This window comes from Pseudomonas sp. CBC3, from assembly GCF_037967085.1.
In the GTDB taxonomy this organism is placed as follows: Bacteria; Pseudomonadota; Gammaproteobacteria; order Pseudomonadales; family Pseudomonadaceae; genus Stutzerimonas.
The window spans coordinates 732,496-759,273 of sequence record NZ_JBANEO010000001.1; the positions used below are offsets into that span (position 1 = coordinate 732,496).

General features: G+C 61.3%; 16 protein-coding genes, 1 tRNA gene and 1 pseudogene. 9 read left to right on the forward strand and 9 right to left on the reverse strand.

Going from position 1 to position 26,778, the window contains the following annotated elements:
• Complete coding sequence (locus V6943_RS03300) at nucleotides 1-468, reverse strand: DUF2243 domain-containing protein (RefSeq protein ID WP_340552598.1); 468 nt, start codon at nucleotides 466-468, stop codon at nucleotides 1-3.
• Nucleotides 469-649: 181 nt separating this feature from the next.
• Here V6943_RS03300 and trhP point away from each other — a divergent pair.
• Nucleotides 650-2,063, forward strand: a pseudogene (trhP, locus tag V6943_RS03305) (prephenate-dependent tRNA uridine(34) hydroxylase TrhP).
• 96 nt (nucleotides 2,064-2,159) lie between these two features.
• Here the strand turns inward: trhP and V6943_RS03310 are convergent.
• From V6943_RS03310 to V6943_RS03330, 5 genes are all read right to left on the reverse strand, one after another.
• Nucleotides 2,160-4,301, reverse strand: coding sequence for a lipase family protein (locus V6943_RS03310; protein ID WP_340552599.1), 2,142 nt, complete (start codon nucleotides 4,299-4,301; stop codon nucleotides 2,160-2,162).
• A 6-nt stretch (nucleotides 4,302-4,307) separates the two neighbouring features.
• Entirely contained in the window at nucleotides 4,308-5,036 is a 729-nt protein-coding gene (locus V6943_RS03315; protein ID WP_340552600.1) for a hypothetical protein, read from the reverse strand.
• Nucleotides 5,033-5,878, reverse strand: a complete 846-nt coding sequence (locus V6943_RS03320) for a DUF4123 domain-containing protein (protein WP_340552601.1) — start codon at nucleotides 5,876-5,878, stop codon at nucleotides 5,033-5,035. The genes V6943_RS03315 and V6943_RS03320 overlap by 4 nt, the downstream gene beginning before the upstream one ends.
• On the reverse strand, nucleotides 5,875-7,995 hold the full coding sequence (locus V6943_RS03325; RefSeq protein ID WP_340552602.1) for a type VI secretion system Vgr family protein: 2,121 nt from the start codon (nucleotides 7,993-7,995) through the stop codon (nucleotides 5,875-5,877). The genes V6943_RS03320 and V6943_RS03325 overlap by 4 nt, the downstream gene beginning before the upstream one ends.
• Before the next feature lie 185 nt (nucleotides 7,996-8,180).
• Nucleotides 8,181-11,021 carry a putative bifunctional diguanylate cyclase/phosphodiesterase gene (locus V6943_RS03330; protein ID WP_340552603.1) on the reverse strand — a complete coding sequence of 947 codons (2,841 nt, stop codon included), beginning with the start codon at nucleotides 11,019-11,021 and terminating at the stop codon, nucleotides 8,181-8,183.
• A gap of 230 nt (nucleotides 11,022-11,251) precedes the next feature.
• Between V6943_RS03330 and uvrD the strand changes: the two genes are divergently transcribed.
• The 6 genes from uvrD (at nucleotide 11,252) to V6943_RS03360 (ending at nucleotide 19,477) form a co-directional block, all read left to right on the forward strand.
• Nucleotides 11,252-13,444, forward strand: coding sequence for a DNA helicase II (gene uvrD / locus V6943_RS03335; RefSeq protein WP_131649378.1), 2,193 nt, complete (start codon nucleotides 11,252-11,254; stop codon nucleotides 13,442-13,444).
• A gap of 49 nt (nucleotides 13,445-13,493) precedes the next feature.
• The gene (locus V6943_RS03340; RefSeq protein ID WP_131649377.1) at nucleotides 13,494-14,603 is read left to right on the forward strand and encodes a TRAP transporter substrate-binding protein; all 1,110 of its coding nucleotides are present in this window, start codon (nucleotides 13,494-13,496) and stop codon (nucleotides 14,601-14,603) included.
• Nucleotides 14,604-14,736: 133 nt separating this feature from the next.
• The gene (locus tag V6943_RS03345; protein WP_340552604.1) at nucleotides 14,737-15,579 is read left to right on the forward strand and encodes a Tim44 domain-containing protein; all 843 of its coding nucleotides are present in this window, start codon (nucleotides 14,737-14,739) and stop codon (nucleotides 15,577-15,579) included.
• Between the two features lie 433 nt (nucleotides 15,580-16,012).
• Entirely contained in the window at nucleotides 16,013-17,422 is a 1,410-nt protein-coding gene (gene selA / locus V6943_RS03350; RefSeq protein ID WP_340552605.1) for an L-seryl-tRNA(Sec) selenium transferase, read from the forward strand.
• The gene (gene selB, locus V6943_RS03355; protein ID WP_131649374.1) at nucleotides 17,419-19,338 is read left to right on the forward strand and encodes a selenocysteine-specific translation elongation factor; all 1,920 of its coding nucleotides are present in this window, start codon (nucleotides 17,419-17,421) and stop codon (nucleotides 19,336-19,338) included. Before selA ends, selB begins: the two co-directional genes overlap by 4 nt.
• Nucleotides 19,339-19,381: 43 nt before the next feature.
• A tRNA-Sec gene (locus tag V6943_RS03360) sits at nucleotides 19,382-19,477 on the forward strand.
• Nucleotides 19,478-19,659: 182 nt separating this feature from the next.
• Here V6943_RS03360 and V6943_RS03365 read toward each other — a convergent pair.
• Entirely contained in the window at nucleotides 19,660-20,052 is a 393-nt protein-coding gene (locus V6943_RS03365; RefSeq protein WP_340552606.1) for a hypothetical protein, read from the reverse strand.
• A gap of 693 nt (nucleotides 20,053-20,745) precedes the next feature.
• Here V6943_RS03365 and cfaB point away from each other — a divergent pair.
• Nucleotides 20,746-21,927 (forward strand): C17 cyclopropane fatty acid synthase CfaB, encoded by a 1,182-nt coding sequence (gene cfaB, locus V6943_RS03370; RefSeq protein WP_340552607.1) that lies wholly within the window; start codon nucleotides 20,746-20,748, stop codon nucleotides 21,925-21,927.
• A 30-nt stretch (nucleotides 21,928-21,957) separates the two neighbouring features.
• Here the strand turns inward: cfaB and V6943_RS03375 are convergent, their stop codons facing one another.
• Both V6943_RS03375 and V6943_RS03380 read right to left on the reverse strand, forming a co-directional pair.
• Entirely contained in the window at nucleotides 21,958-23,445 is a 1,488-nt protein-coding gene (locus V6943_RS03375) for a SulP family inorganic anion transporter (RefSeq protein ID WP_340552608.1), read from the reverse strand.
• A 219-nt stretch (nucleotides 23,446-23,664) separates the two neighbouring features.
• Nucleotides 23,665-24,864, reverse strand: coding sequence for an HD-GYP domain-containing protein (locus tag V6943_RS03380; protein WP_340552609.1), 1,200 nt, complete (start codon nucleotides 24,862-24,864; stop codon nucleotides 23,665-23,667).
• A 150-nt stretch (nucleotides 24,865-25,014) separates the two neighbouring features.
• Here V6943_RS03380 and V6943_RS03385 point away from each other — a divergent pair, with 150 nt between their 5' ends.
• Nucleotides 25,015-26,778, forward strand: a complete 1,764-nt coding sequence (locus V6943_RS03385; protein WP_131649370.1) for a sensor histidine kinase — start codon at nucleotides 25,015-25,017, stop codon at nucleotides 26,776-26,778.

Here is a 26,778-nt window from a genome sequence, read left to right on the forward strand (position 1 = left end):
CTAGGCGCCCGGCCTGGGAGTCGGTCGGCTAGCGCCGGCGCGTCGCCAGATCACCACGCCAATCAACAATAACAAAATGCCAAAGCCATTCCAGGCCAGATCGTACGGCAAGAGATTGTCGACATACCGCACCTGATGCAGCCGCAACAGCTTGTGATCGACGATGCCATCGAACAGCTGGAAGCCGCCTGCGCCAAAGAACAAACCGGCCCAGGCATGGAGGCGCGAGACAGCTCGTTCGCGACTCAGCTTGACGAACAGATAGAACCCGGCCGCTAGCATCAGCAGCTCGGCTGCGTGTAACAGACCATCGGACAGCAGCGAGATGGCAGGCGTCGAGCGATCGAAGAAGTGGTGCCAGGCGAGGATCTGATGAAAGACGATCTCATCGACCGCTGCCATCAAGCCGATCCCGAGAAGGAACGTTGCGATCAGACTGCCCCTGGCATCGACAGGCTTGGCACTCACGATGGCCTCCGGATATGGGCGGTTTGGCTCGCATCGGAACGTGTGGCAGTCGACCCAAGCCCTGTTTATGAGTGACTGAGGTTCGGCGGCTGAGTTCGCCACGTTCTTGATCTGGCTCAGTGAAAGCACCGGGCAGATCCTTAGAATCCGCACGTTTTTATCGGTATAGAGTCACCCCACCATGCCCCGCTCGCACCCTGAACTGCTGTCGCCCGCCGGCACCCTGAAATCCATGCGCTACGCCTTGGCCTACGGCGCCGACGCGGTGTATGCCGGGCAGCCACGCTACAGCCTGCGGGTGCGCAACAACGAGTTCGACCATGCCAACCTCAAGCTCGGCATCGACGAGGCGCATGCGCTGGGCAAGCAGTTCTACGTGGTGGTCAACATCGCGCCACACAACGCCAAGCTGAAGACCTTCATCAAGGACCTGGAGCCGGTGGTGGCGATGGGCCCGGATGCGCTGATCATGTCCGATCCCGGCCTGATCATGCTGGTGCGCGAGCGCTTTCCGCAGATGACCATCCACCTCTCGGTGCAGGCCAACGCGGTGAACTGGGCCACGGTGAAGTTCTGGCACGCGCAGGGGGTAAGCCGGGTGATCCTCTCGCGCGAATTGTCGCTGGATGAAATCGGCGAGATCCGCCAGCAGGTACCGGGCATGGAGCTGGAGGTCTTCGTCCACGGCGCGCTGTGCATGGCCTATTCCGGTCGTTGCCTGCTATCGGGCTATATCAACAAGCGCGACCCCAACCAGGGCAGCTGCACCAACGCCTGCCGCTGGGAATACAAGACCCACGAAGCCAAGGAGAACGAACTCGGCGAAGTGGTGCACCAATATGAGCCGATTGCCGTGCAACGAACCGAGCCCACTCTTGGCATAGGCAAGCCCACCGATGCGCTGTTCCTGCTGGAGGATTCCAGCCGCCTCGGCGAGTTCATGGAAGTCAGCGAGGACGAGCACGGCACCTACATCATGAACTCCAAGGACCTGCGCGCCGTGCAGCACGTCGAGCGTCTGGTGCAGATGGGCGTGCATTCGCTGAAGATCGAAGGCCGCACCAAATCGCACTATTACGTGGCGCGCACCGCCCAAGTCTACCGCAAGGCCATCGACGACGCGCTGGCCGGCAAGCCGTTCGACAAGTCGCTGATGGACACCCTCGAATCCCTCGCCCACCGCGGCTACACCGAGGGCTTTCTGCGCCGTCACGTGCACCACGAATACCAGAACTACGAACGCGGCTTCTCGCTCTCCGAACGCCAGCAGTTCGTCGGCGAACTGACCGGCGAACGGCGCAACGGCCTGGTCGAAGTGAAGGTGAAGAACCGCTTCGCCGTCGGCGATAAGCTGGAACTGATGACACCACAAGGCAACCTCAACCTGCGCCTGGAAGCACTGGAGAACAAGCGCGGCGAAGCCATCGACGTCGCCCCAGGCGACGGCCACACCGTCTATCTGCCAGTGCCGGAAGATATGGATCTGCGATATGGGCTATTGATGCGTGAGTTGCAGGGTGGGACGACGAGAGGGTGAGGCAGCGAAAGTAGGAGCTTGCGCGGGTAAACCGCTACTGAACCTTGCTGGCTCCTAACGGCACCCTTCGCAACCTTTTGGTAGGCAAAAGCCGCTATCTGGCTGAGCGCCAAGTTCAGTCTGGCGAACTGGCCTCGTTGTAGGGCGCGCGGTGTCATGCGAATGAAGGCTTGGGAACGGTTTGAAGTTTCGCCAACTTCGAGGCATTGCGATTCGCATCCAAGGCGAGCCATTCGGCCATCAGGTTCGGCAAATCCTCTCTCCGCCAGAGATCACCGAAAATGTCTCGTCCGGTCAGCTTGCGATCTGCCTCGTTCAATAACCTATCCCTGGCGCGCGCCAACGCCATACGTTGCTGGTCGCTCAGTTTGTGCGCAATAGCGATACCTTCGCTGTACAGCTGCATCAATTCCGTGTCGGTCTTCTTGTAGAAGCGCCTGTCGTGACGTTTCCTAACTTCATGACGAAACTCGGCGAAGTTTCGTGGCTGCCAACTGGCCAGTTCCTCTTCGGCGCGCCGTATTAGCGCCTGGATATCCTGGATTTCAGACGGGGTGAAAAGGGCACCGTCGCGCTCCGCAACGCTTGAGTGCCACCGTAGCAGGGTAGTGAGCATGGCACGGCTGTAACCGCTGTCGCTGGAATGATTCTTCAGGAGGAGGTCTTTCAAGATGTCTCGCTCCGGCATGTCGCCCTGCAAATTTATAGCACCAGCATAGCGAGCACAGGCTTGCTCATCGATAACAGCGCAGCCAGGCTGCCAGAGCACCGCTGTCTCGCTGCCGCTGTTAAGTTTTCGTGGCAGAAAATGACGCTGTTCGCCATGGTGCTCATAAGGGTCGCCCTGCAGATTCAGCAAGCCACCCAGAAGCAGGGATATGCCCAGCGCGGGAGAACTGAATAGCGCCACGACACCGGCGGTAGCAAGCTTCCATTCGGCATCCATCCAGACGAAGGGAACGCCAGGGATCGGATCGTTGTGGTTAACCAAGCGATGATGGGTAAGAGCCGTAGCACTCTGAACGAACGTACGATCAGCAGCGCGGGGTGAGCCGAAGGTATAAAGCTGAATGTCCTTTGACCAGTTTTCCTTCAACCATACCGATAGAAGCAAGGCAATCGCTCCCCCAAGGCTATGGCCGCAGATGATTAATGTTTGGTTCGAATAAAACGATTCGAGATAGCGTTCGACGAATACCTTGGCCGCGGCGAATCCTTTATAGAACGCGCGATGCGCCTGACCGTCCCCTTCTTCGAACGGCACTTGGCGAGCGTCGAGATCTGCCATGAAGTCCCATAGTTCCTGGGTGCCGCGCACGGATATCAGCACAAACTTATCGCTATGGGTGATGAAAGCCTGGGTCTCGGTTTCGTCATAAAGAAAGTGAACGTCTTCCGGATTATTCCAACCTGCGGCGGCCTCTTCTATATACCGGCTTGGGTCGTACGGCATGACTTCCAGCCTCTTCGAATATGGAACCTCTTCGTACAGCAGGTCATATCGCGCGGTATCGAATACAAGAGCTTTCTGCAGACGAGCTAGCTGTTCACGCAGCACTTGGCCGATCGAGCCAGGATGATTATAAGGAGGCGGACTGGAAGAGTAAGAAGCTCCGAAACCTTTGGGTTTGCTAAAAGGCGCATAGGCTAGGACGCTCATGGCAGCCAGATGATAGGCGTTTATCGCACAGAAGGCTTTATCGGCAGAGAGCAGTGGGTTGTAGGCGCGCAGCGCTTTGACTTCGAGCACATGATGATTGTTCGACGGCAGGGCTACCCCCGGCTGGCTTTGCGCAACTCCTGCATTTAGTTTGAGCATAGTTGAAGGGCGCGGGTCCCATGCCGTGTCGGGTTCAGGCAGATGGGCCTTGGCTTCGGCGAAGTCGCTAACTTCCACGCGAAAGAGTTGAGCGTTTTCGTGTGCCGCGCGAGCTTCCGCAAGATAGGTTTTGCCATCGGCACGGCGAGGACCAGACGGAGACTGTTCGGCTGCGATCTGCAAAGCTGTAAGTGGAAGGGGAAAGGCCTCTCTGATGGAAAGCTCCTCATACCAAGGATCGAGGTATTGCGACGCTTTCTCGGAAAAGTCGAGGACTAGAGGACCGCAATGGGTATTTAGGACTTGCGCAAATCCCTCACTGTCCAAGGTTCCCTCAAACGTCTGGCCTTGACTGTCGTGCAGCCTGTAAGGCAGATGAGCATAGGGACGACCGTTCCCATATTCGTCTACCAGGCGAAAGCTAACCTTATGGTTTCGCAGTGGGCAGGCAAGCGCCTCCATGGCTTTTCTGTTCATCCCTAATCATTCCTTGCAATTTGGGTACACGGTGCACTCTTGGTCGTTCATTTTGAATTTGTCGAATACGGGTGGCTCTTGGCACCGCTGCCATCCCGCTTTCGGCACACAGGGCTTCCAGCCCCCGGGAGTGTTAATCCACGTGTTATTTCTCGACGGCCGCTCTTCCTGCTCAACTCGAAATGACAGCCCAACAAGCTTTCCTGGCAGCTCTTGACCGACAACGTAAGCACCAGCATTTTTGCAAGTGAGCAATTTGCTAATCTCTCCTTTTCTGGAATACGCCTTGCTGAGCTGAAACAACCAACTGCATTCAGCCGTCTTGCTCAGCCTTCCGTTTGCATCGAACCCTGACGCACCTTCAGGCAGAGCGTCGACCAGCACCAGGCCTCCATTGTCGTAGGTGCGCTGCCAGTCCTTTTCACCGTAGCGGCCGTGAATAAACAGGCCCACGCGAGCCAAGCGCATCTCGCAGAGGCCGTCGCGATAGTTAACTGGAATCCTGAAGCGATACTCATGGGCGTCGTGTTCGAAGTCGCTCTCGAAGGAACGTGTTCGGCTGGAGCCATTGCAGTCGTTGGCGACACCGTAATGAGCCTGAGCCTTGAGGGCGAAATTCGGCGGCAGCTGGCCTTGCAGTGTGAAGTTTTCGCCTGCAAACGGGACCAGGGAGCCACAAGCGGTCAGAAGACTGGTGGCCAGACCGATCGCCAGTTGTGGGATATGGCGAATCATGCGCGAGGGCACTCCAAGTTAGTGAAGAAAGCCTGGCAACGGAGGAAGTGCTGCTCAGGTGACTCGACGGGACGGGGAGTCCAGAACGAATGCGCTACCAGCACCAGATTCAGACGATACTGCAGCAAAAAGCGCTGTTGCTCCGGCGAGTGCCATTGCCAGAGCTCGGCCTGGTTGAGCTGCTCATTGAGCCAGGCGTCCAGCACGACGCGCTCCGCCAGCTTGGCGGTGAGGGTTGGATGCTGCTGCCACAACCAAAGCGTCAGGTTATGGCGCTGGATTTCCCGCACCACGGTATCCGGCTCAGGCAAGGTCAGCCAGGCTGCTTCGAATGGAGCGGGGTATTGTCCCGGTCGTGCATTATCGAAGCACTGCCAACACTCACCATCCCAGCAAAGAGCGCTGTTCAGGGGGCCGAGCAGCAACGGCTGCTGTGCCGGTGCAAGTTCGGCAAGATGGCGAGCGATAACGCGGCTGTCCTGAAATCGGTAAAGCGAGCGCTGCCCTTTCTCATCGACCTGCATGCGTTCCCGCCAGTGCTGCGCAAGGGCAGTTAGATCGATGCGGTCGGCACTTGCCAGCCAGCCCCAGTTGCGCTCAGGCGCATCAAGCATTGGCTGAATCTGCGCAACCTCGGAGGCGCTTACGGCAACCAGCCATGGACCGATATCCGCCAAATCGGCGAATTCGGTTCCGTGATAGAGATTGATGTAATCCTGCATCAGGTCGCTGACAAACAGCTCCTGAATGGGGCTGGGTTCGGCCAGGCTGTCGATGATGAGCAGCAGTTGCCGTTGTTGCGCCTGCTGTTCATCGAGCCACTGTCGCACTTGATCATTCATGTGGCCGCACCGATGCCGCAGACGCCCTCTCTGCAGGCTTCGCAGATGGGGCAGCGGCTGGCTCCGATCTGCCTTGCTTTACGGGCCACCTGTAGCTGAGTGTTGGCCAGGGCCAGTTTTGGCTTGGCGCCGGCCTGGTCCTTGTCCGCCTCGTTAGGTAGCACTGACGCCAGCACCTTCAACCCCGAACCCTTGCCCGGCGCCCCTCCCGAATTCATTTTTATGGCAGCGCCGTTCAGCGTGACACCACTGGGGTCGAGTTTGAGGAAGCTGCCGCCGCCTGAGGCGGTGAGTTCCATGCCGGCGTCGATGACGACTTTACTGCCAGCGTAGTAATGGATTTCATTGCCGGCTTCGACGAACTGGCCGCTGCCGATCCTGACGTGCTGGCTGTCGCCTACGGTGAGGTGGTCGCTGGCTCTGACTTCGGTCTTGCGATCGCCGTGAGTAGTGCGGTGTTCTTCGGCCTGGAATTCGCTGTAGGCGCTGGCCTCGACGGTATCGTGGCGTTCGTGGCCGACGCGGATCTTCTGGTCGTGCTGGATGTTCTGGTCCCAGTCGCGCTGGGCATGCACGTAGATCTGTTCGGCGCCCTTACGGTCTTCGATGCGCAGTTCGTTGTAGCCCTCGCCACCGGGTGAGCTGAGGGTTTTGAAGACGGTGCGGGTCTTGTGGGCCGGCAGTTCATAAGGCACGACATGTTCGGCGTGGTACAGGCAGCCGGTAATCAATGGCTGGTCGGGATCGCCTTCGAGGAAGGTCACCAGTACCTCCATGCCGACTCGCGGGATGGCGATGCCGCCATAGCGATCGCCAGCCCAACTGCTGGAGACGCGCAGCCAGCAACTTGCCTTGTCGTTGGCCTGGCCCTGGCGGTCCCAATGGAACTGTACTTTCACTCGGCCGTATTGGTCGCAGTGGATTTCTTCGCCGGCAGGGCCGGTGACGACGGCGGTTTGGCTGCCTAAGACTTTGGGTTTGAGGTGGTCGAGCTGGGGGCGGTAGAAGATGTCCCAAGGAGTGGCGGTGAAATGGTTGCGGTAGCCTTGTTGGAAGTCGGTGTGGCCTTTCCCCCCAAGCCGGGCGCCCCAGCGGGGAGAGGGGGCAGGACGGAGCGCATCCGAAACATCATTAATCGACTCTTCCAGCACCTGTGGCTGCTTACCCTGATGGAACACTTCGGTGAGCAGCCAGAGGTCGTTCCACTGTTGCCGGGGATGGTCGGTGAGGGCGAGAAAATGGCCGCACGCCAGGTAAGCGTCGCTGAGGCCTTCGGCCAGTTCGTAGTCTGCGCGCAGGCGCTCCAGGCTGCGTTTAGCCAAGTGCTTGCCACGGACGCGGGTGGTGAAGCGGCCGGGGTAGTCGTAGACCTCCAGCGTCGGCGCGAACTCGCTGCCGTAGCCGGTTTCCATCTGAAGCCTGGGCTGTTCGAAGTCGTAGTCGCGGAAGGTGGCATGGCTGCTTCGGGTTTCCAGGCGCACGCCGAAACGCTTGACGACTGCCCGGTCGGCGACCAGGCCGGAATCCTGCTGGTAGGCCACCGGCGCCAGCTTCGGAAACACCGTCTGATCGTCGCCGAACACCAGGACGTGGCCGGCTTCGCTGTGCTGGAAGTGGAAGCTGATGCCTTCCTCCTCGCATAGCCGCTGAATGAAATGCAGGTCGGATTCGTCGTACTGCACGCAGTAGGCGCGCTCGGGATAAGCGTGACCAAGCTGGAAGCGGTAGGCGTCGGCCTGGATGCCGTGGGCTTCCAGCACCTGGGCGATGATCTGCGGCGCGCTGAGGTGCTGGAAAATGCGCTGATCATGGCTGTGACCCAGATAGGCCAGTTGCGGACGAAGATTCAGGGTATAGCGGGTCAGACGCTTGCCGGAGTCACCCTGGCCGATGCTATGGATCACGCCGTGCACGCCCCTGCCAGCGGGGCCGAAAGCGAGATAGGCAGGGCGGTTGATCAGAGTCTCGAGATCGAGGTCAGGCCGTTCGCTGACCACTTCGATATCGAAGCGGTAGGTTTGGTTGAGCTTTTCATGGCCTTCGAAACCCAGTACCTGCAGATCGGTTTCGGCGCCGGTAATGGCGAGGGTGATATGCGCTTGATTGGCATCCAGCATGCCTTGGCCTCCATCCTTGAGTCAGGCGAAGGCCGGAGGTTGACCGACGAGGACGCCCGTTTCAATGATGGCAAGGCCGCAGCATGACTCGAATCACGTTTCGGGCGGCCCCGGCAAGGCCAGTCGCGCTCGAATCCGAATTCGCATCGTGGTGCCGGCCAGACGGCGCTCAGCTGCAGCCTGCCCTACGCCAACAACTCGGCAAACTGCCCGGCCGGCACCGGGCGGCTGATCAGGTAGCCCTGGATTTCGTCGCAGCCCTGTTCCTTGAGGAAATCCATCTGCGCCTGGGTTTCCACGCCCTCGGCGACCACTTTCAACTCCAGGCTGTGGACCATCGCGATGATGGCCCGAACGATGGCAGAGTCCTCGCCGACCTGATCCAACTCCGAGATGAACGAGCGGTCGATCTTGACGTAGTTCACCGGGAAACGCTTCAGGTAGCTGAGCGACGAATAGCCGGTACCGAAATCATCGATGGCGAGTTTCACGCCGAGCGCACGCAACTGATGGCTGATGCTGGCAGCATTGTCGATGTCGTCGAGCAGCTGGCTCTCGGTCAGCTCCAGCTCCAGCAACTCTGCCGGCAGTCCTGTTTCCACCAGCACCTGCCGCACCAGGCTGACAAAATTGCCCTGGCGCAGCTGTTTGACCGAGAGATTCACCGAAACCCGGATCGTCGCGAGCCCGTCCAGTTGCCATTGGCGGGCCTGCCGGCAAGCCTCGCGCAGGACGAACTCGCCCACCTGGACGATCAGACCGGTCTCTTCGGCCAGCGGAATGAAGTGACCCGCCGCCATCAGCCCCTGCTGCGGATGACGCCAGCGCACCAGCGCTTCGGCTGCGTCGAGGCGATCCTCCGCCACGTTCAAGCGCGGCTGATAGAAGACTTCCAGCTGCCCCTCTTCGAGTGCCTGGCGCAACTGGTTTTCAAGCTTCAGATTTTCCAGACTGGTGCTTTGCAAGCGCTCGGTGAAGAACTGCACGGTGTTACCGCCCAGGTGTTTGGCATGTTGCATCGCCATATTGGCCTGCAGCAGCAGGGACGTGGCATCGCGCGCATTGTCGGGCATCAGGCTGACACCGATGGATGCGCTGATCACCAGTTCCTGATCACCGATCAACACGGGCTTGCTGATGCGTGACAGCAGACGGCCGCCACTATGCGCAAGGTTCGACAGGCTGCCGTAGCCTTCGAGCACTACCACGAACTCGTCGCCCGACAGCCGCGCGATAGTGTCCGCATCGGAAAAGGTATGCGACAGCCGCCGAGACATTTCGCGCAGCAGCTGGTCGGCCGCTTCGTGTCCCAGGCTCTGGTTGAGGATCTTGAAACGGTCTAGGTCGATATAAAGCACCGCCAGACCGCGGCTATTGGCGTGCGTCCGCTCGCAGGCATCGTGCAGGCGGGTCTTGAGCAGGCTGCGATTGGCCAGCCCGGTTAGCTCGTCGAAGTGCGTGAGATAGCGTAGACGCTCTTCCACCTGCCGCCGAACACTGAGGTCGAATACGAACGCCACGACATTGCTGACCTTGCCCTCATTGTCGCGAACCGCATGCAACTGCGCCCATTGAGGATAAACTTCACCATTCTTGCGGGTTTCGATCAGCTCACCCTGCCAGCTTCCCTCCCGCTCCAGGCATTCTCGAATCGCCGCATACTGCTGCCGACTGTCTTCGGAACTGGCCAGCCGCGCGACGCTACGCCCGATGAGTTCCTCTCGCGCATAGCCGGACAGTGCACAACAGGCATCGTTGACCGCCAGCAGGCGGAAGTCAGCATCCATGATCGCCATGCCCTCGCCGGCCGCGTCGAATACCGTGGCCGCCAGACGCTGCTGCTCGGTCTGTCGATGAGCCTCGCTGATATCGCGACGAGTACCGATCATCCGCTGCGCACGGCCATTGGCATCACGCTTGATGACCCGCCCGCAATCTTCCATCCACAGCCAGCTGCCGTCCGCTTTCACCGCACGATAGCGCGCCGTGTATAGCTCGGTTTCACCTTTGAGGTGGGCGATGACGGCGTTTCGCACCTGCGACAGGTCATCAGGATGAACCTTGGGCCGTAGCGGGTCGGCCAGCAATAACCGGGCGCTTTGGCCAATGCCGAACACCACTTCCATACGCGAATGATGGACCTCGTCATGCTCGAGATCCCAATCCCACAACCCCAGACCGCTGGCTTCGAGCGCTAGGTTCAATCGCGCCTCGCTTTCGCTCAGCTCCGCCGTGCGTTCGGTCACACGCTGTTCGAGCCCGTCAAGCGTTTCGCGCAGCAGGCCTTCGGCGTGTCGCCGTTGCTCGACCTCGCCTGCCAGCTCGTCGTTCAGCTGAGTGGCCTCACTGTGCATGAGCTGCAGGCGCGCGATCAGCTGCTGGTTGTGATAGCGCTGGCGCAAGCTCGCAGTCAGCAGGTGATTGGTCTGCCAGGCAATCATGCAGAGCGTCAGCAGCACCACGACGGTCAACACGCCCCAGCCCAGCTGTTGTAACTGGTCGCTGCTCAACAGCACGACGGCGGAGGGCAGCAGGCTGGGTATGGTGAAGATGAAGAAGGCACGAAGCGATACGCCACTGGTCACGGCGCCGGTAACGACCACCGACCCGGTCGCGCCGTAGAGCAGGGTTTGCTGGATGAAACTGTCGTCAGGCACCAGTGCCACGATCGCATAGCACAGCGTGATCGCTGTCATACCGCTGCCCAGCAAGAATGTCCGGTGCCAATACGGTCGTTGCTGATCTTGCGCAGCGGCCCTGTCGAATGCGCTCGCTTGCTGCAACCGCCACAGCGCCAGCAACAGGGTGCAGCCCGACCACAACGTCAATTCCAGTAGCGGGGCCTTGTTCCAGAGCAGGCCGAGGAACACCGCAACGGCGACCAGCAATAGCACGAGCGATATCCGGGAACTCTGATAAAGCAACCGTGTACGCTCGGTTCGCTGCTCGACATCAGCGCAGGCGAGAACTGCCTGGTCGTCCTGGGTCAGTAACGCCGATTGGGTTGCCTGTGCAGAATCGATCATCGAGCACTCTTGTTATAGGTGTCTGAAAGGCATTGCGCGCCGCAGCTGATGGTCCGGATGATGGCATGTTGCCGGCCAAAGACAACAGTGCGTTCCGACCAACGAACGAGAACCCTTATGCATTCTTGGCGTGGCGTCAGGCACGGCAAACCCGACCCGGTGGCGCGCGAGTCAACGCGCCCGTCCGTTGCGCGAGCGAGCCGAACCGGTTTGCGGATAGAATGGCGCCCATGCATGACGATCTCTCTCTCCTCCTGAACTCCCTCAACGACGCCCAGCGCCAGGCCGTGGCCGCGCCGCTGGGTCGCCAACTGGTCCTCGCTGGCGCCGGCTCGGGCAAGACCCGCGTATTGGTGCATCGCATCGCCTGGCTGCACCAGGTCGAGCGCGCCTCGCTGCATTCGATTCTGTCGGTGACCTTCACCAACAAGGCCGCCGCCGAGATGCGCCAGCGTATCGAACAGCTGATGCAGGTCAACCCGCAGGGCATGTGGGTCGGCACCTTTCACGGGCTGGCGCACCGCCTGCTCCGCGCGCATTGGCAGGAAGCCAAGCTGGCACAGAACTTTCAGATCCTCGATTCCGACGACCAGCAGCGGCTGGTCAAGCGGGTGATCCGCGAACTGGGGCTCGACGAACAGCGCTGGCCGGCGCGCCAGGCCCAATGGTGGATAAACGGGCAGAAGGATGAAGGGCTGCGGCCGAAGCACATCCAGCCCAGCGGCGACTTATTCCTGGCAACGATGCTGAGCATCTACCAGGCGTACGAAGAGGCCTGCGCGCGCGCAGGCGTCATCGATTTTTCCGAGCTGCTGCTGCGCGCCCTGGATCTGTGGCGCGACAACCCGGGGCTGCTCGACCACTATCAGCGGCGCTTCCGCCACATTCTGGTGGACGAGTTCCAAGACACCAACGCCGTGCAGTACGCCTGGCTGCGCCTGCTGGCCAAGGGTGGCGAGAGCCTGATGGTGGTGGGCGACGACGATCAGTCCATCTACGGCTGGCGCGGCGCGCGGGTCGAAAACCTGCACCAGTTCAGCGAAGACTTCCAAGACGCCGAAACCATCCGCCTGGAGCAGAACTACCGCTCCACCGCTTGCATCCTCAAGGCCGCCAACGCTTTGATCGCCAACAACCATGGGCGGTTGGGCAAGGAGCTCTGGACCGAAGGCTGCGAAGGCGAGCCGATCAGCCTTTATGCCGCGTTCAACGAACACGACGAAGCGCGGTATGTGGTCGAGAGCATCGAAAGCGCGATCAAGAAAGAAGGCCTGGCGCGCAGCGAAATCGCCATCCTCTATCGCTCCAACGCCCAGTCGCGGGTGCTGGAAGAGGCGTTGCTGCGCGAGAAGATTCCCTACCGCATCTACGGCGGCCAACGCTTCTTCGAGCGCGCCGAGATCAAGAACGCCATGGCCTACCTGCGCCTGATCCAAACCCGCGATAACGACGCGGCGCTGGAGCGGGTGATCAACGTGCCGGCACGCGGTATCGGCGAGAAAACCGTCGAGGCGCTGCGCCAGCTGGCCCGCGCGCAAGGGTTGTCGCTGTGGGCCGCGCTGCACCAAGCGGTCGGCACCAAGGTGGTCTCGGGCCGCGCGGCCAGTGCGCTGAACGCCTTCGTCGAGCTGATCGATAGCCTCGCGCTCAAAGTCGAAGGCATGCAGCTGCACAACATGGCGCAGTTGGTCATCGAGCAATCCGGTCTGCTCGCCTATCACCGCGACGAAAAAGGCGAGAAAGCCCAGGCGCGGGTGGAAAACCTTGAGGAACTGGTGTCCGCCGCACGCGCCTTCGACAACTACAGCGAAGAGGAAGAAGACGAGCAGACACCGCTGGCCGCCTTCCTCGACCACGCTTCGCTGGAAGCCGGCGAGCAGCAGGCAGGCGATCACGAGGACAGCGTGCAGTTGATGACACTGCACAGCGCCAAGGGCCTGGAGTTTCCGCTGGTGTTCCTGGTGGGCATGGAGGAAGGGCTGTTCCCGCACAAGATGAGCCTGGAAGAACCGGGCCGTCTCGAAGAGGAACGCCGCCTCGCCTACGTCGGCATCACCCGCGCCATGCAGCAGCTGATCGTCACTTACGCCGAAACACGCCGGCTATATGGCAGCGAGACCTATAACAAGATCTCGCGCTTCATCCGCGAAGTGCCGCCCGCGCTGATCAGCGAAGTCCGCCTGAGCAATACCGTGAGTCGTAGCTTCAACAGCCGGGGCATGAGCGGCGGCTCCCTGTTCGACGGCGCCAATGTGCCGGAAACGCCATTCAATCTTGGCCAACGCGTCTCGCACTCGCTATTTGGCGAGGGCACCATCCTGAACTTCGAGGGCTCCGGCGCACAAGCTCGCGTTCAGGTGAATTTCGAAAGCGAAGGCAGCAAGTGGTTGATGCTCAGTTATGCCAAACTCCAAACGCTATGACGTGCACGTCAACCGATACTAATAAAATCGTCAAAGGAAAACCTCACTCATGAAACGCCGTCACTTGTTTGGCGCCGCCGCTGCCCTGCTTGCAACGCTCGGCCTTGCAGGCTGTAACGATGAGAAGAAAGTCGAATCCACCGCTGAGTCGCAACCGGCCACCAGCGAAGCGCCTAAAACCTACAACTGGAAGATGGTCACCGCCTGGCCGAAGAACTATCCAGGCTTGGGCACTTCAGCCGAACGGTTGGCTGAGCGCGTCAATGCCATGAGCAATGGGCGGCTGACCATCAAGGTCTATGCCGCCGGCGAGCTGGTGCCTGCCCTCGAGGTATTCGACGCGGTCTCGCGCGGCACCGCCGAAGTCGGCCACGGCGCCGCCTATTACTGGAAGGGCAAAGTGCCCACGGCGCAATTCTTCACCTCGGTTCCCTTCGGCCTCTCGACCAGCGAAATGAATGCCTGGCTGACCCGTGGCGGCGGCCAAGCGTTCTGGGACGAAGCCTACGCACCGCACGGCGTCAAGCCGTTCGTCGTGGGTAACACCGGCATGCAGATGGGCGGCTGGTTCAACAAGGAAATCAACTCGCTGCAGGATCTTCAAGGTTTGAAGATTCGCACCCCCGGCCTGGGCGGCGAAGTGCTGAGCCGGCTCGGCGCGACCACCGTCAACATGCCGGGCGGCGAAGTCTTCACAGCGCTGCAGACCGGCGCGATTGATGCCACCGACTGGGTCAGCCCCTACAACGACCTAGCTTTCGGCCTGCACAAGGCGGCGAAGTACTACTACTACCCCGGCTGGCAGGAGCCGCAGGCGGTGCTGGAGTTGCTGGTCAATCAAAAAGCGCTCGACAGCCTGCCGGACGATCTGCGCGCCATTCTCACCGAGGCCGCCGGCGCAGCAAGCCGTGACATGATCGACGACTATGTCTACAACAACGCCCTCGCGCTCGATCAGTTGAAGCAGCAGGGCACTGAGCTCAAGCGCTTCCCCGACGAGGTGCTGGCCGCCATGCGTGAGCAGTCCGATGCCGTCCTAGGCGAGCTGGCCGCACAAAGCGAGCTGAACGGCCGTATCTGGGCGTCGATGAAGGCGTTCCAGGCGCAGGTCAAACCCATGCATGAAATTTCCGAAAAAGAGCTGTACAACTGGCGATGAGCCAAAGACTCGCTGCGCTTGTCGTCTATCCAACAAGCGCAGCGAGCAAAAACCCGAAACACTCTCCAACTGGCGCGGCCCGAGCGGGCCGTGCAACATCAGCCTGTAATTTCACCCATACCAGGAATACCAAATGCAACGTGTGCTCAGCATTTTCATAGCGCTGTGTATCGGCCTGACTCTCAGTCTCGACGTGCACGCCAAGCGTTTCGGCGGCGGCAAGAGCTTTGGCTCGGCGCCCAGCCACCAGACCCGTCAGGCGCAGCCTCAACAACGCAATGACGCAGCCGCGCAGCAAGCAGGACGCCAACAGCCGGCCGCAGCCAGCGGTGCTTCACGCTGGCTCGGCCCGCTGGCCGGCCTCGCCGCTGGCGGTCTGCTCGCCTCGATGTTCATGGGCGACGGCTTCGAGGGTATTCAGTTCATGGATATCCTGATCTTCGGCCTGATCGCTTTCCTGCTGTTCCGCTTCCTGGCTGCCCGCCGTCGCCAGCAGCAGCCAGCCGTGGCAGGGCATGCACCGATGCAGCGCGAAATGCCGCAGCAACCGTCCATTTTCGGCGGCAGCAGCGCAGCTGTAGCCAAGGCACCGGTAATCAACGCGCCCGCCTGGTTCAACGAGCAGAGTTTCGTCGGTGCGGCTCGCGAGCATTTCCTGTCGCTGCAGCAGCACTGGGATGCCAACGAAATGGACAAGATCGCCGAGTTCGTCACGCCGCAGCTGCTCGAGTTCCTCAAGCGCGAACGCGCCGAGATTGGTGATGCCTACCAGTCGACCTATGTCGACGATCTGCATATCCAGCTCGACGGCGTGGACGACAATGCCGAGAAAACCACCGCCACGCTGACCTTCACCGGCGTCGCGAAAAACTCGCGCTTCGATCAGGGCGAGCCCTTCAGCGAAAGCTGGCGCATGGAGCGTGCACAGGGCGAGAACCAGCCGTGGCTGGTCGCGGGTATCCGTCAGAACGCCTGATACACCCAGGCGTAACCGAGAGCCCCGGCTTAATTGGGTTCAGTTAGATAACGAACCCCGCTGAATGCGGGGTTTCGTTTTTAAGGCGAATCGTTGTATTGCGGTTCGTCATGCCGCCGATCCCACCAACCATGAGCCTACAGCTCAGCAAAAAGGGTCAGCGAAGCGACTTAAGACCCACCCTCCGAGCGGCGCTGTTTCCTTTAACTTCATTTTGAGCCCGGCTTGCCCGGGTTTTTTTTGTTTTTTGGCGGCAAGAAGCGCGCCGCTCGGCTGAACCCTGTGAAGAATTAAGCGTCTATGCTGCTCGGAAAATACTAAAAAGAATGGAGTCCTGCGTGTCAGGCAACCTCATGACAGGGTTTTACGTCGTCAGCACGACGAGCACTCCCACCGCCGCTTTCGTACCGAGCCACCGACCGGATAATCAGCCATGAGCAGCGTTCGCCTGCCCTCGGTGGACCGTCTGTTGCGCGCGCCTGCTTGCGCGCCCCTGCAGCAGCGCTACGGCCGCGAAGCGCTGCTCGGCACGCTACGCGATCTGCTCGATGAGTTACGCGAGCCGGCCCGCCACGGTCAGCTCGCCGCGCTGGAGCTGTCAGAGGCCGTGCTTGCCGGGCGCGCCGGAGAGCGCCTCGCCAGCCAGCACCGCAGCCGCATACGTCGCGTATTCAACCTTACCGGCACGGTGCTGCACACCAACCTCGGCCGCGCGCTGCTGCCCGACGAAGCCATCGAGGCGATCACCCTCGCAGCTCGCTACCCGTTGAACCTGGAATTCGATCTGGCCAGCGGCAAGCGCGGCGACCGCGACGACCTGATCGAAGGGTTGATCCGCGAGCTGACCGGTGCCGAAGACGTCACCGTAGTCAACAACAATGCCGCCGCCGTTCTGCTGGCCCTCAACAGCCTAGGTGCACGCAAGGAAGGCATCCTTTCCCGTGGCGAGCTAATCGAAATCGGCGGCGCCTTCCGCATTCCCGACATCATGGCGCGTGCCGGGGTAAAGCTGCATGAAGTAGGCACCACCAACCGCACCCACGTGCGCGACTACGAAAACGCCATCGGCCCGCGCAGCGGCCTGCTGATGCGTGTACATACCAGCAATTACAGCGTGCAGGGCTTCACCGCCAGCGTCGCCACAGCTGAGCTGGCGTCCATCGCCCGAGCGCATGGCTTGCCGCTGCTGGAGGACCTAGGCAGTGGCAGCCTGGTCGACCTGTCGCGCTGGGGCCTACCGAAGGAGCCGACCGTGCAGGAAGCCCTGCGCGACGGCGCCGATATCGTCACCTTCAGTGGCGACAAACTGCTCGGCGGCCCCCAGGCCGGGCTGATCGTAGGCAGTCGCGAGCTGATCCAGAAGATCAAGAAAAACCCGCTCAAACGCGCCCTGCGGGTAGACAAACTGACCCTGGCTGCGCTGGAAGCGGTGCTCAATCTTTATCGCGACCCTGATCGCCTCGCCGAACGCCTGATCAGCCTGCGCCTGCTCAGCCGCCCGCAGGAGCAGATCCGTGCACAAGCCGAACGAATTGCGCCGGCAATCGCCACGGCGCTCGGTGAAAACTGGCAGGTTGCCGTCCGCGACGCGCTGGGCATGATCGGCAGCGGCGCACAGCCGGTGGCACGACTGCCAAGTGCCGCGGTTTGTATCAGCCCGCTGCAACCCAAGCGGCTGCGCGGTCGCAGCCTGCGCCAGCTGGAAGAAGCCTTACGTTACCTACCGATCCCGGTCCTTGGCCGGCTCGCCGAAGATGCCCTCTGGCTCGACCTTCGGCAACTGGACGACGAGGCGGCACTGCTGGAACAGCTGCCGCACCTGCAGCGGAAGCTGATGTCATGATCATCGGTACCGCCGGCCACATCGACCACGGCAAGACGGCTTTACTCAAGGCTCTGACCGGGCAAGAGGGCGATCGTCGTCGCGAGGAACGCCTGCGCGGCATCACCATCGACCTCGGTTACCTGTACGCCTCGCTTGGCAATTCAGAAAACCTCACCGGTTTCATCGACGTACCCGGTCACGAGCGCTTCGTGCACAACATGCTGGCCGGTGCTTGCGGCATCGACTGCGTGCTGCTGGTGGTCGCTGCCGATGACGGCGTGATGCCGCAGACACGCGAGCATCTGGCCATCATCGAACTACTGGGCATTCGCCGCGCGCTGGTGGCGCTGACCAAGATCGACCGGGTCGACCCAGCGCGCACTGACCAAGCGCGCCAGGAAGTCGAAGCGCTGCTACAGGCCGGTCCGCTGGCCGGCGCGCCGATCTTCCCGGTGTCCAGCATCAGCGGCGAAGGGATCGATGCGCTCCGTTCGGCGCTGATCGAGCAGACCGCAGAGGTACGCTCGGGTTGCGGCAACGGTTATTTCCGCCTGGCCATTGACCGCGCATTCAGCGTCGTCGGTGCCGGCGTCGTCGTCACCGGCACGGCCTTCGCGGGCCGGGTGCGCGTGGGGGACGAACTGACCCTGAGCCCAGCCGGACGAACCGTTCGGGTACGCGGACTGCATGCGCAGAACCAGGCGTCCGACGAGGCCCATGCAGGTCAGCGGGTCGCCCTGAACCTCGCCGGCGAACGCCTTGCGACAGAGCAAATCAGCCGGGGCGACTGGCTGCTGAAACCCGAGCTACAGGCCGCAACCCAGCGCATCGATATCGAATTCACCCTGTTGCCCAGCGAAGTTCGCGAACTGCGCCATTGGACGCCGGTACACATTCACCTTGGTGCGCAGGACGTCACCGGCCGGATTGCCCTGCTGGAAGGCGAATACCTGGCGCCCGGCGGCCGCGTGCATGCGCAGCTGTTGCTGAATGCGCCGGCTCATGCGGTACACGGCGATCGCGTGATACTGCGCGACCAATCCGCACAGCGAACCCTGGGCGGCGGACGGGTGCTCGATCCCTTCGCTCCGCCGCGCAATCGGCACCGCCAGGCACGCCTAGCGGTATTGCGCGCACTGGACGGCGAAACACTGGAACACATCCTGCCGGGGCTGCTGCCCAGCGCGATCAACGGTCTGGAGCCGGCGTTGCTGGAACGGCAGTTCAACCGTCCGCGACACACCTGGAAGCTGCCGGACGAAGCCCTGGAAATTACCACACGGCTTGGCCCGCGCTTGTTCGACCGCGACACCTGGGACTACCTCGGCCAAAGTCTTGTGGCGGCATTGCAGCGCTTCCACGAAGCCCAACCGGACGAGCTGGGTCCGGATCGCGACCGCCTGCGCCGCTACGCGCTGCCTCAGCTGGAGCGGCCGATATATTTAGCGTTGCTGGAACAAACGCTGGCGGCCGGAAAGATCGAAGCCAGCGGTCCCTGGCTGCACCTGCCTGGGCACCGCGTTCGGCTGAGCGACGAGGAGGAAGCGCTGAAAGCCCGGCTATGGCCGCTGCTGGAATCCGCCCGTTTCGATCCACCCTGGGTCCGCGATCTGGCCGGCGAACTGCGCATCGACGAGGACAAGGTTCGTCATCTGTTGCGCAAGCTGTCCCGCATAGGAATGCTGCAACAGGTCGTCAAAGACCTGTTCTACACCGACTCCACCATCCGCCAGCTGGCCAATCGGGTAGTGGATATGGAACGGCAACACGGCGTGATCCGCGCTGCCGCGTTCCGCGACCAGATTCAGCTCGGCCGCAAGCGCAGCATCCAGCTGCTCGAGCACTTCGACCGCATCGGCCTCACCCGGCGCTTCGGCAACGAACGCAAGGTGCGACCCGACAGCGCCTTGGCCTCGGAGGCTGAGGTCGGGTAGGCTGCAGCACGTCCAGATTCCAGCCCCGTTCGGGCACGTCTCTGGAAGGCAATCGCACCCGGTGGTGCGGCCGGGCTTCAAACCCGGTTGGGGGCGGCAGCCGTTCCCGGGTGGGTTCGACTCCCACTGCCTTCCGCCATTTCACTCTGGAAGCCGTGACCTAAGAAGCTGCTTCTTCAACATGAAGATTCTCCAACTGTCCATTGAGCTGGGTTCTCTTCTTTGGCAGTAGAACGAAAGGAACTCATCTTAGGGAAGATAAGCTTATAGGGTTGCTGCCAGACTGTATTAAGTCATCAAACTATTTTGAATCTACTAGGCTTACTCTGCGATGCAGAATGATTCTTCCCCGTTAGCAATCTGCGAGAAAAACCATACCCCAAGCCCACAACCCAAAAAAAGGTGTTCGGTCCAGCCTTCAATGAGCTTGGCTGGCTTATTATCTTCGAACTCTACTTTGGTGTAGCTTCTGCACACAGGCATTATTAACGGGACCGGAGCTATTAGCCATAAGGTAACTCCGCACCATCTGCGCTCTGCATCTAAAGTTATACTGCCGTTCTCTGGATGGTCACTATTACTCCAAGATTTCCAAGCTCCATCTGCATAGTACATATTCGGAGCTTTCGATAGTTTTGATTTTGGGATGACCGCTTGCATTCCTACGCACCCACCGATACTCATTAATAAAATAATAAAAGTTACAATCTTCATGCGACACCTAACCGATAGAAAAAGGCCGCAGCACACGCCTTCAAGAACTGAGATATTTCAAATATCAGCTATACAGGGTTGAAATTGATGTGGACCGAAGAATAGCCCGCTAGCGTAGTCTAAGACACCAACAGGAACACAATTTGACGTGTCGATCAGCCGGCAAGACGAGCGATGCGCCAGGCACAGCGGCAACGCCTCGACAGATGAGGAATGGTTTCTGCGACGTTAAGAAATGAGTTCAGTTCGCGGTGCATCCGCCATCTTCCAGACCGGAGCGAACTTCGCCGACCTCCGCTATTAACGAAGTTACTTCAGACTGAGCGTCGCAAGCGTAGCTTGTGAACATCTCGGCGAACGGTGCGGGGCAGCCCTTAGCTGCTACCTCGGCGGCAGCTTCGGCACCAATTAGCGAGCCAGACCAGTCTCGATGACGAAAGCGAACAGCCTAGCTCTATGAGTTCGACATTCACCCCCTTTGTTGAAATGTACAGGCAGCCCTCGGCTTTCTGCGTCAGAAACGTCCAGCACTTAAGATCCCTCACGCACCCCGGCCATGCATTACTGTCACCGGGACACAGCGCAAGCATCCGAACTCGCTATCAGCCTCATAGACGGAAAATCGCCATTCTCGACCTATAGTCCATGGCTGTTGGTCTAGGATTCTTTGATATGGAATGAAGGAGATCAGGCATGTTGGCTACCTTGTTACCCGCATTGCGTGAACTATCGCTACCATTGCGTCTTCAGTTGTGGGACGGCAAGGCGATTGATCTTGGCCCATCGCCCAGTGTGACGCTGGCCATCAATGATCCCGAGATGGTGGCCGAACTCACCCACCCCAGCCTCGACACCCTGGGTGCTGCCTATGTCGAAGGGCGCGTCGATCTGGAGGGCCCTCTGGAAGAAGTCATCCGTATCGGCGACGAGCTGAGCCGCGCGTTGGGTAAGGACAAAGCCGCGCCGCCGACGCGCGAATCCCACGATAAGACCACCGATGCCGAGGCCATTTCCTATCACTACGACCTGTCCAACGAGTTCTATCAGCTCTGGCTGGACCGCGACATGGTTTACTCATGCGCCTATTTCGAGACCGGCACGGAAGATCTCGACCAGGCCCAGCAGGCCAAACTGCGTCATCTGTGCCGCAAGCTGCGGCTGAAGCCCGGCGACCGCCTGCTGGACGTCGGCTGTGGCTGGGGTGGGCTGGCGCGCTTTGCCGCGCGGGAGTTCGGCGCAGAAGTGCTCGGCATCACCCTCAGTCGCGAGCAGCTCAAACTTGGGCGTGAGCGCGTCGCCGCCGAAGGACTGGAAGGCCGAGTGCAGCTGGAACTGATGGACTACCGCGACCTGCCCAAAAACGGCCAGTTCGACAAGGTGGTCAGTGTCGGCATGTTCGAGCATGTCGGCCACGCCAACCTCCCTCTGTACTGCCAGCAACTGTCGGAAGTGGTGCGCCCCGGTGGTCTGGTGATGAACCATGGCATCACCTCGCGGCACATCGATGGGCGACCGGTGGGGCATGGCGCCGGCGAGTTCATCGACCGTTACGTGTTCCCCCACGGCGAGCTGCCACATCTGGTGAAGATCGGTGCCTGCATCAGCGAATCGGGGCTGGAAATCGTCGACGTGGAGAGCCTGCGCCTGCATTACGCACGTACGCTGGATTTCTGGAGCCAGCGCCTGGAAGCGAGTCTGGCCGAGGCCCGGCAGATGATTCCCGAGCGTGCGTTGCGCATCTGGCGTGTCTATCTGGCCGGCTGTGCCTATGGTTTCCGTCGCAACTGGATCAACCTGCACCAGATCCTGGCGAGCAAACCGCTACCGGATGGCTCCCATGAGGTGCCCTGGTCGCGGGCCGATCTGTACCGATAGGCGCCAGACACTTGCCTGGCGCGTACGCGATCAATGGCTCATCAGCGTATCGGTGGTTTCAGGCTTATCGTGGGTGCCGAAGCGGTCGACGATGGTCGCGCTGGCTTCGTTCATGCCCAGCACCTCGACCTCAGCGCCCTCGCGGCGGAACTTGAGCACCACCTTGTCCAGCGCCGAGACGGCGGTGATGTCCCAGAAATGCGCATGGCTGAGGTCAATGACGACCCTGGCGAGGGCTTCCTTGCAGTCGAAGGCCGTGGTGAATTTCTCCGACGAGCTAAAGAACACCTGGCCAACCACACGATAGGTTCGCTGCCCGCCTTCGGCATCCAGCTCCGAGTCGATATGCAGGTAATGGCCGACCTTGTTGGCGAAGAACATCGCCGCCAGCAGCACGCCGGCCAGCACGCCATAGGCCAGGTTGTGGGTGAAGACCACGACCGCCACGGTGACCACCATGACGATATTGGTGGAAAGCGGGTAGCGCCGGAGGTTGCGGATCGAATCCCAGCTGAAGGTGCCGATGGAGACCATAATCATCACCGCCACCAGCGCCGCCATGGGGATCTGGCTGACCCAGTCGCTGAGGAACACCACCAACAGCAACAGCACCACGCCGGCGATCAGGGTCGACAGCCGCGTGCGGCCGCCTGATTTCACGTTGATCACCGACTGGCCGATCATCGCGCAGCCAGCCATCCCGCCGAACAGACCGGAGGCGATATTGGCAACGCCCTGGCCCTTGCATTCGCGGTTCTTGTCGCTGCCGGTGTCGGTCATCTCATCGACGATGGTCGCGGTCATCAGCGATTCCAGCAGGCCGACCACCGCCAGCGCGGCGGAGTACGGGAAGATGATCTGCAGGGTCTCGAAGGTCAGCGGCACCTCGGGCCAGAGGAAAATCGGCAGGGTGTCGGGCAACTCGCCCATGTCGCCGACGGTGCGGATATCCAGGCCGAGATAGATGGCCACGGCCGTCAGCAGGAGGATGCACACCAACGGCGACGGGATCACCCGGCCGATCTTCGGCACGTAGGGGAACAGGTAGATGATGCCCAGGCCCGCCGCCGTCATCGCGTAGACGTGCCAGGTGACGTTGGTCAGCTCCGGCAGCTGCGCCATGAAGATCAGGATCGCCAGCGCATTGACGAAGCCGGTCACCACCGAGCGCGAGACGAAGCGCATCAGCGAGCCCAGGCGCAGGTAGCCGGCGGCGATCTGTAGCACGCCGCAGAGCAGCGTCGCCGCCAGCAGATACTGCAGGCCGTGCTCGCGCACCAGGGTCACCATCAGCAGCGCCATGGCGCCGGTGGCGGCGGAAATCATCGCCGGCCGGCCGCCGACGAACGCGATCACCACCGCGATGCAGAAGGACGCATAGAGGCCGACGCGCGGGTCGACGCCGGCGATGATCGAGAAGGCGATGGCCTCGGGAATCAGTGCCAGGGCGACGACGAGGCCGGAAAGCACGTCGCCACGAATATTGCTGAACCAGTTTTGCTTGATCGAGTGGAGCATGGGCTATCCAGGGGAAAAAGCGGCAGCTGCAGACCGACGCGATGCGCCGGCTGACAGAGCCGTTCCAGTTTCGAATGTAGGGCGAACCGCGCTAATCGAAGCGCGGGGAATGCAGATTGATCGCGCCGAGCTGCTGCTCAGGCGGAGAGTCGCTGCAAGGGCGGCGAAGGATAGCGGATCACGCCGCAACCGGCGATGGCCACCTGATAGCCTGCATCGCTAGCGCCAGAAATCATCCAGATTGGCGAAGCCCCAGGTAGCCGGGTCTTCACGGCTGACGATGCGGTCTTCACCGTGGCGGCGCGACAGGTCCAGTTCCTCCGGGGCGATGGGCATCTTCGTTCTGGTTGAATAGAACAGGCGCAGCACCGGCTCCGTCAGCTTGCCGGGGTTCTGGTCGACAACCACGCCCAGCCGACCGGATTCCAGCCGGACCAACGTACCGAGCGGATAGATGCCCACCGATTTGACGAACGCGTGAAACACGCCGGTATCGAAATGCCCCTTCCACTGCGCCATTCGCGAGAGCGAACCGGCGGCATCCCAGGCCTCCTTGTAGGGGCGCCTGGAGGTGATCGCATCGTACACATCGCACACCGCGCCCATGCGCGCGAACAGGCTGATCTGTTCACCCTTCAGCCCGTGCGGGTAACCGCTGCCATCGACCTTTTCATGATGGTGCAAGCACACGTCCAGTACCGCCTCGGGCATCGTGCCGCTGTGCACAAGCATCGCGTGGCCACGCTCGGGATGAGCACGCATGATGTCGAACTCAGCATCGGTCAGCTTGCCGGGTTTATTGAGCACCTGCGGTGGCATCGCCATCTTGCCGACGTCGTGCAGCAGCCCCGCCAGGCCGGCCTCGCGAGTGAGGCTTTCATTCAGTCCAAGCTGGCGAGCAAGCGACACCATCAAGGCGCAGACGCTGACCGAGTGCATGTAGGTGTACTCGTCACGGTCCTTCAGCCTGGCCAGACCGATCAACGCCGAGGCATTACGCGCAATGGATTCACTGATTTCCTCGACCACCGGCAGGCACGCCTGCGCGTCCACGGCATTGCCCAGACGCGCCTCGTTGAACAACGAAGCCACTGCCTGCTTCGAGCGGTCGAGCACGCGAGAGGCCCGCTGCATTTCATCACGGGCGCTGCAGGTTGCGGCCCGCGCGGGTAACTCGTTGATAGGGGCCTCGACGGCGGGATGGGGTTCGGTTGTCGCCTCAGCTGCATCGGCGATATCCACACCTTGCTCGGTATCGATCCAGACAGCCGGTACCCCGCTACTGCGCAGCGCCTGCAGATCCGATGGATCGTTGAGGACGAAGCGGGTTCGCCAGAACGGATGCGAAAACCAGCTCCCGTCGATGGCCTGAATGTACATCCCGAACCGGAGCTGGTTTGTGGAGATTTTCCTGAGCACTCAATACCTCTGCAGGGGATAACCGCAGTGGCAATCATAGCCATCGACGCCGTCCGGTTATGCGCGGTTAACGGCAAAACGGACCATCGGCGGTGATTGGCAATCCGCCGCTCTGGCTTAACATAGCCGTTCTTACAAATAGAGCCGCTCATGTCCGCCCACGCCAACCGCTACCGCGTCGTCCTGATCGTGCTGCTGATCCTCGCCGGCCTGCTGCTGAGCATGTACGGGGCCGGGCGGCTCGCCGAACAGCGCGCCTGGGCCGAGCGCAGCCAGGAAGCCCGCGAGCAGCTGGAACTCTACGCCCAGACGATCCACACGCAGGTCGAGCGCTTTCGCTCGGTGCCAGCTTTACTGGCGCTGGACAGCGACATCCGCAGCCTGCTGGCCAATCCCGATGACCGGCAACTGCGCGCCCGCCTCAATCGCCGCCTGGAGCAGCAGAACCAGGCCGCCGGCTCGTCGGTGCTGTACCTGATCGACCGTCATGGCGACACCCTGGCCGCCAGCAACTGGCGCGAATGGAGCAGCTTCGTCGGCTACAACTATGGCTTTCGCCCTTACTTTCGCGATGCGCTGACCCAGGACAGCGGCCGCTATTTCGCAGTGGGCGTGACCACCGGAGTACCTGGTTATTTCCTCTCCAGCTCTGTAAAGAACGCCGCCGGCGAGGTGCTCGGCGTACTGGTGGTCAAGCTGGAACTGGAAGACATGCAGCGCGAATGGGCCGGCCAGTCCGGCATTCTGCTGATCACCGACTCGCTCGATATCGTCATCCTAAGCAATCGACCGGCCTGGCGCTTCCGCTACCTGCAACCGCTCAGCGACGAGATACGCGACCGCCTGGTCGCTGCCCGCCGCTACGCCGAACAGAATCTGCAGCCGCTGCACAGCAGACGCCTACAACGCATCGACGAAAACAGCGAGCGCCGCCAAGTCGAAGGACCGGACGGCCGCCACACCTATTTCTGGCAGCGCCTGCCGCTGCCCGAGGAAGACTGGACGCTGCACCTGCTGCAAGAGCCGCAACTGGTGGCCGCCAGCATACGCAGCTATCGCCTGGCCGCGGCGGGCGTGTGGATGACGCTGGCCTTCCTGCTGCTCTACCTGGCCCAGCGGCGCAAAACCCGTCGGGTCGAGCAGCGCAGCCGCAACGAGCTGGAACGGCTGGTCGAAGCCCGCACCCGCGAGCTGCATACCGCACAAGACGGCCTGGTGCACGCCGCGCGGATGGCCGCCCTGGGGCAGATGTCCGCCGCCCTCGCCCACGAGATCAACCAGCCGCTGACCGCCCTGCGTATGCAGCTGGCCAGCCAGCGCCTGCTGCTCGACAGCGGCCGCAGCGAGGCAGTGCGCGAAGGTCTGGGTCAGGTCGAGGGCCTGATCGAACGCATGGCGGCACTGACCAGCCACCTGAAGACCTTTGCCCGTAAGAATCCCGCCGGGCTGCCGCAGCGCGTACGTTTGGACGAGGTGCTGGAACAGGCGCTACAGCTACTCGGTCCGCGTATCCGCGGCGAAGACGTCGAAGTCGTGCGTCAGGTATCCGCCGATGCCTGGGTCAATGCCGATGCGATCCGCCTGGAGCAAGTCTTGATCAACCTGCTGAACAATGCGCTGGATGCCATGCAGGACAGCGCCGTCCGGCAGTTGCGCATCGACTGCCGCCGCGATGCGAACCATTGGCGACTGAGCGTCGCCGACAGCGGTGGCGGCATCGCCCGCGAACATCTGGATCAGGTATTCGAGCCCTTCTTCACCACCAAGCCGGTCGGCCAGGGCCTCGGGCTGGGACTGGCGGTTTCCTACGGTATCGTGCGCGATCTGGGCGGTAATCTCGACGTGAGCAACGATGCGCAGGGTGCAGTATTCGAGATTCGGCTGCCGGCAGCCGACGAGCACCTCACCGAGTAG

Excerpts from the sequence above, each read along its gene's own strand:
- V6943_RS03345 (WP_340552604.1), top strand. The coding sequence starts at position 14,737 with ATGCAACGTGTGCTCAGCATTTTCATAGCGCTGTGTATCGGCCTGACT.
- V6943_RS03315 (WP_340552600.1), bottom strand. The coding sequence starts at position 5,036 with ATGATTCGCCATATCCCACAACTGGCGATCGGTCTGGCCACCAGTCTT.
- V6943_RS03365 (WP_340552606.1), bottom strand. The coding sequence starts at position 20,052 with ATGAAGATTGTAACTTTTATTATTTTATTAATGAGTATCGGTGGGTGC.
- cfaB (WP_340552607.1), top strand. The coding sequence starts at position 20,746 with ATGTTGGCTACCTTGTTACCCGCATTGCGTGAACTATCGCTACCATTG.
- selB (WP_131649374.1), top strand. The coding sequence starts at position 17,419 with ATGATCATCGGTACCGCCGGCCACATCGACCACGGCAAGACGGCTTTA.
- V6943_RS03375 (WP_340552608.1), bottom strand. The coding sequence starts at position 23,445 with ATGCTCCACTCGATCAAGCAAAACTGGTTCAGCAATATTCGTGGCGAC.
- selA (WP_340552605.1), top strand. The coding sequence starts at position 16,013 with ATGAGCAGCGTTCGCCTGCCCTCGGTGGACCGTCTGTTGCGCGCGCCT.
- V6943_RS03325 (WP_340552602.1), bottom strand. The coding sequence starts at position 7,995 with ATGCTGGATGCCAATCAAGCGCATATCACCCTCGCCATTACCGGCGCC.
- V6943_RS03320 (WP_340552601.1), bottom strand. The coding sequence starts at position 5,878 with ATGAATGATCAAGTGCGACAGTGGCTCGATGAACAGCAGGCGCAACAA.
- uvrD (WP_131649378.1), top strand. The coding sequence starts at position 11,252 with ATGCATGACGATCTCTCTCTCCTCCTGAACTCCCTCAACGACGCCCAG.
- V6943_RS03330 (WP_340552603.1), bottom strand. The coding sequence starts at position 11,021 with ATGATCGATTCTGCACAGGCAACCCAATCGGCGTTACTGACCCAGGAC.
- V6943_RS03340 (WP_131649377.1), top strand. The coding sequence starts at position 13,494 with ATGAAACGCCGTCACTTGTTTGGCGCCGCCGCTGCCCTGCTTGCAACG.
- V6943_RS03310 (WP_340552599.1), bottom strand. The coding sequence starts at position 4,301 with ATGAACAGAAAAGCCATGGAGGCGCTTGCCTGCCCACTGCGAAACCAT.
- V6943_RS03385 (WP_131649370.1), top strand. The coding sequence starts at position 25,015 with ATGTCCGCCCACGCCAACCGCTACCGCGTCGTCCTGATCGTGCTGCTG.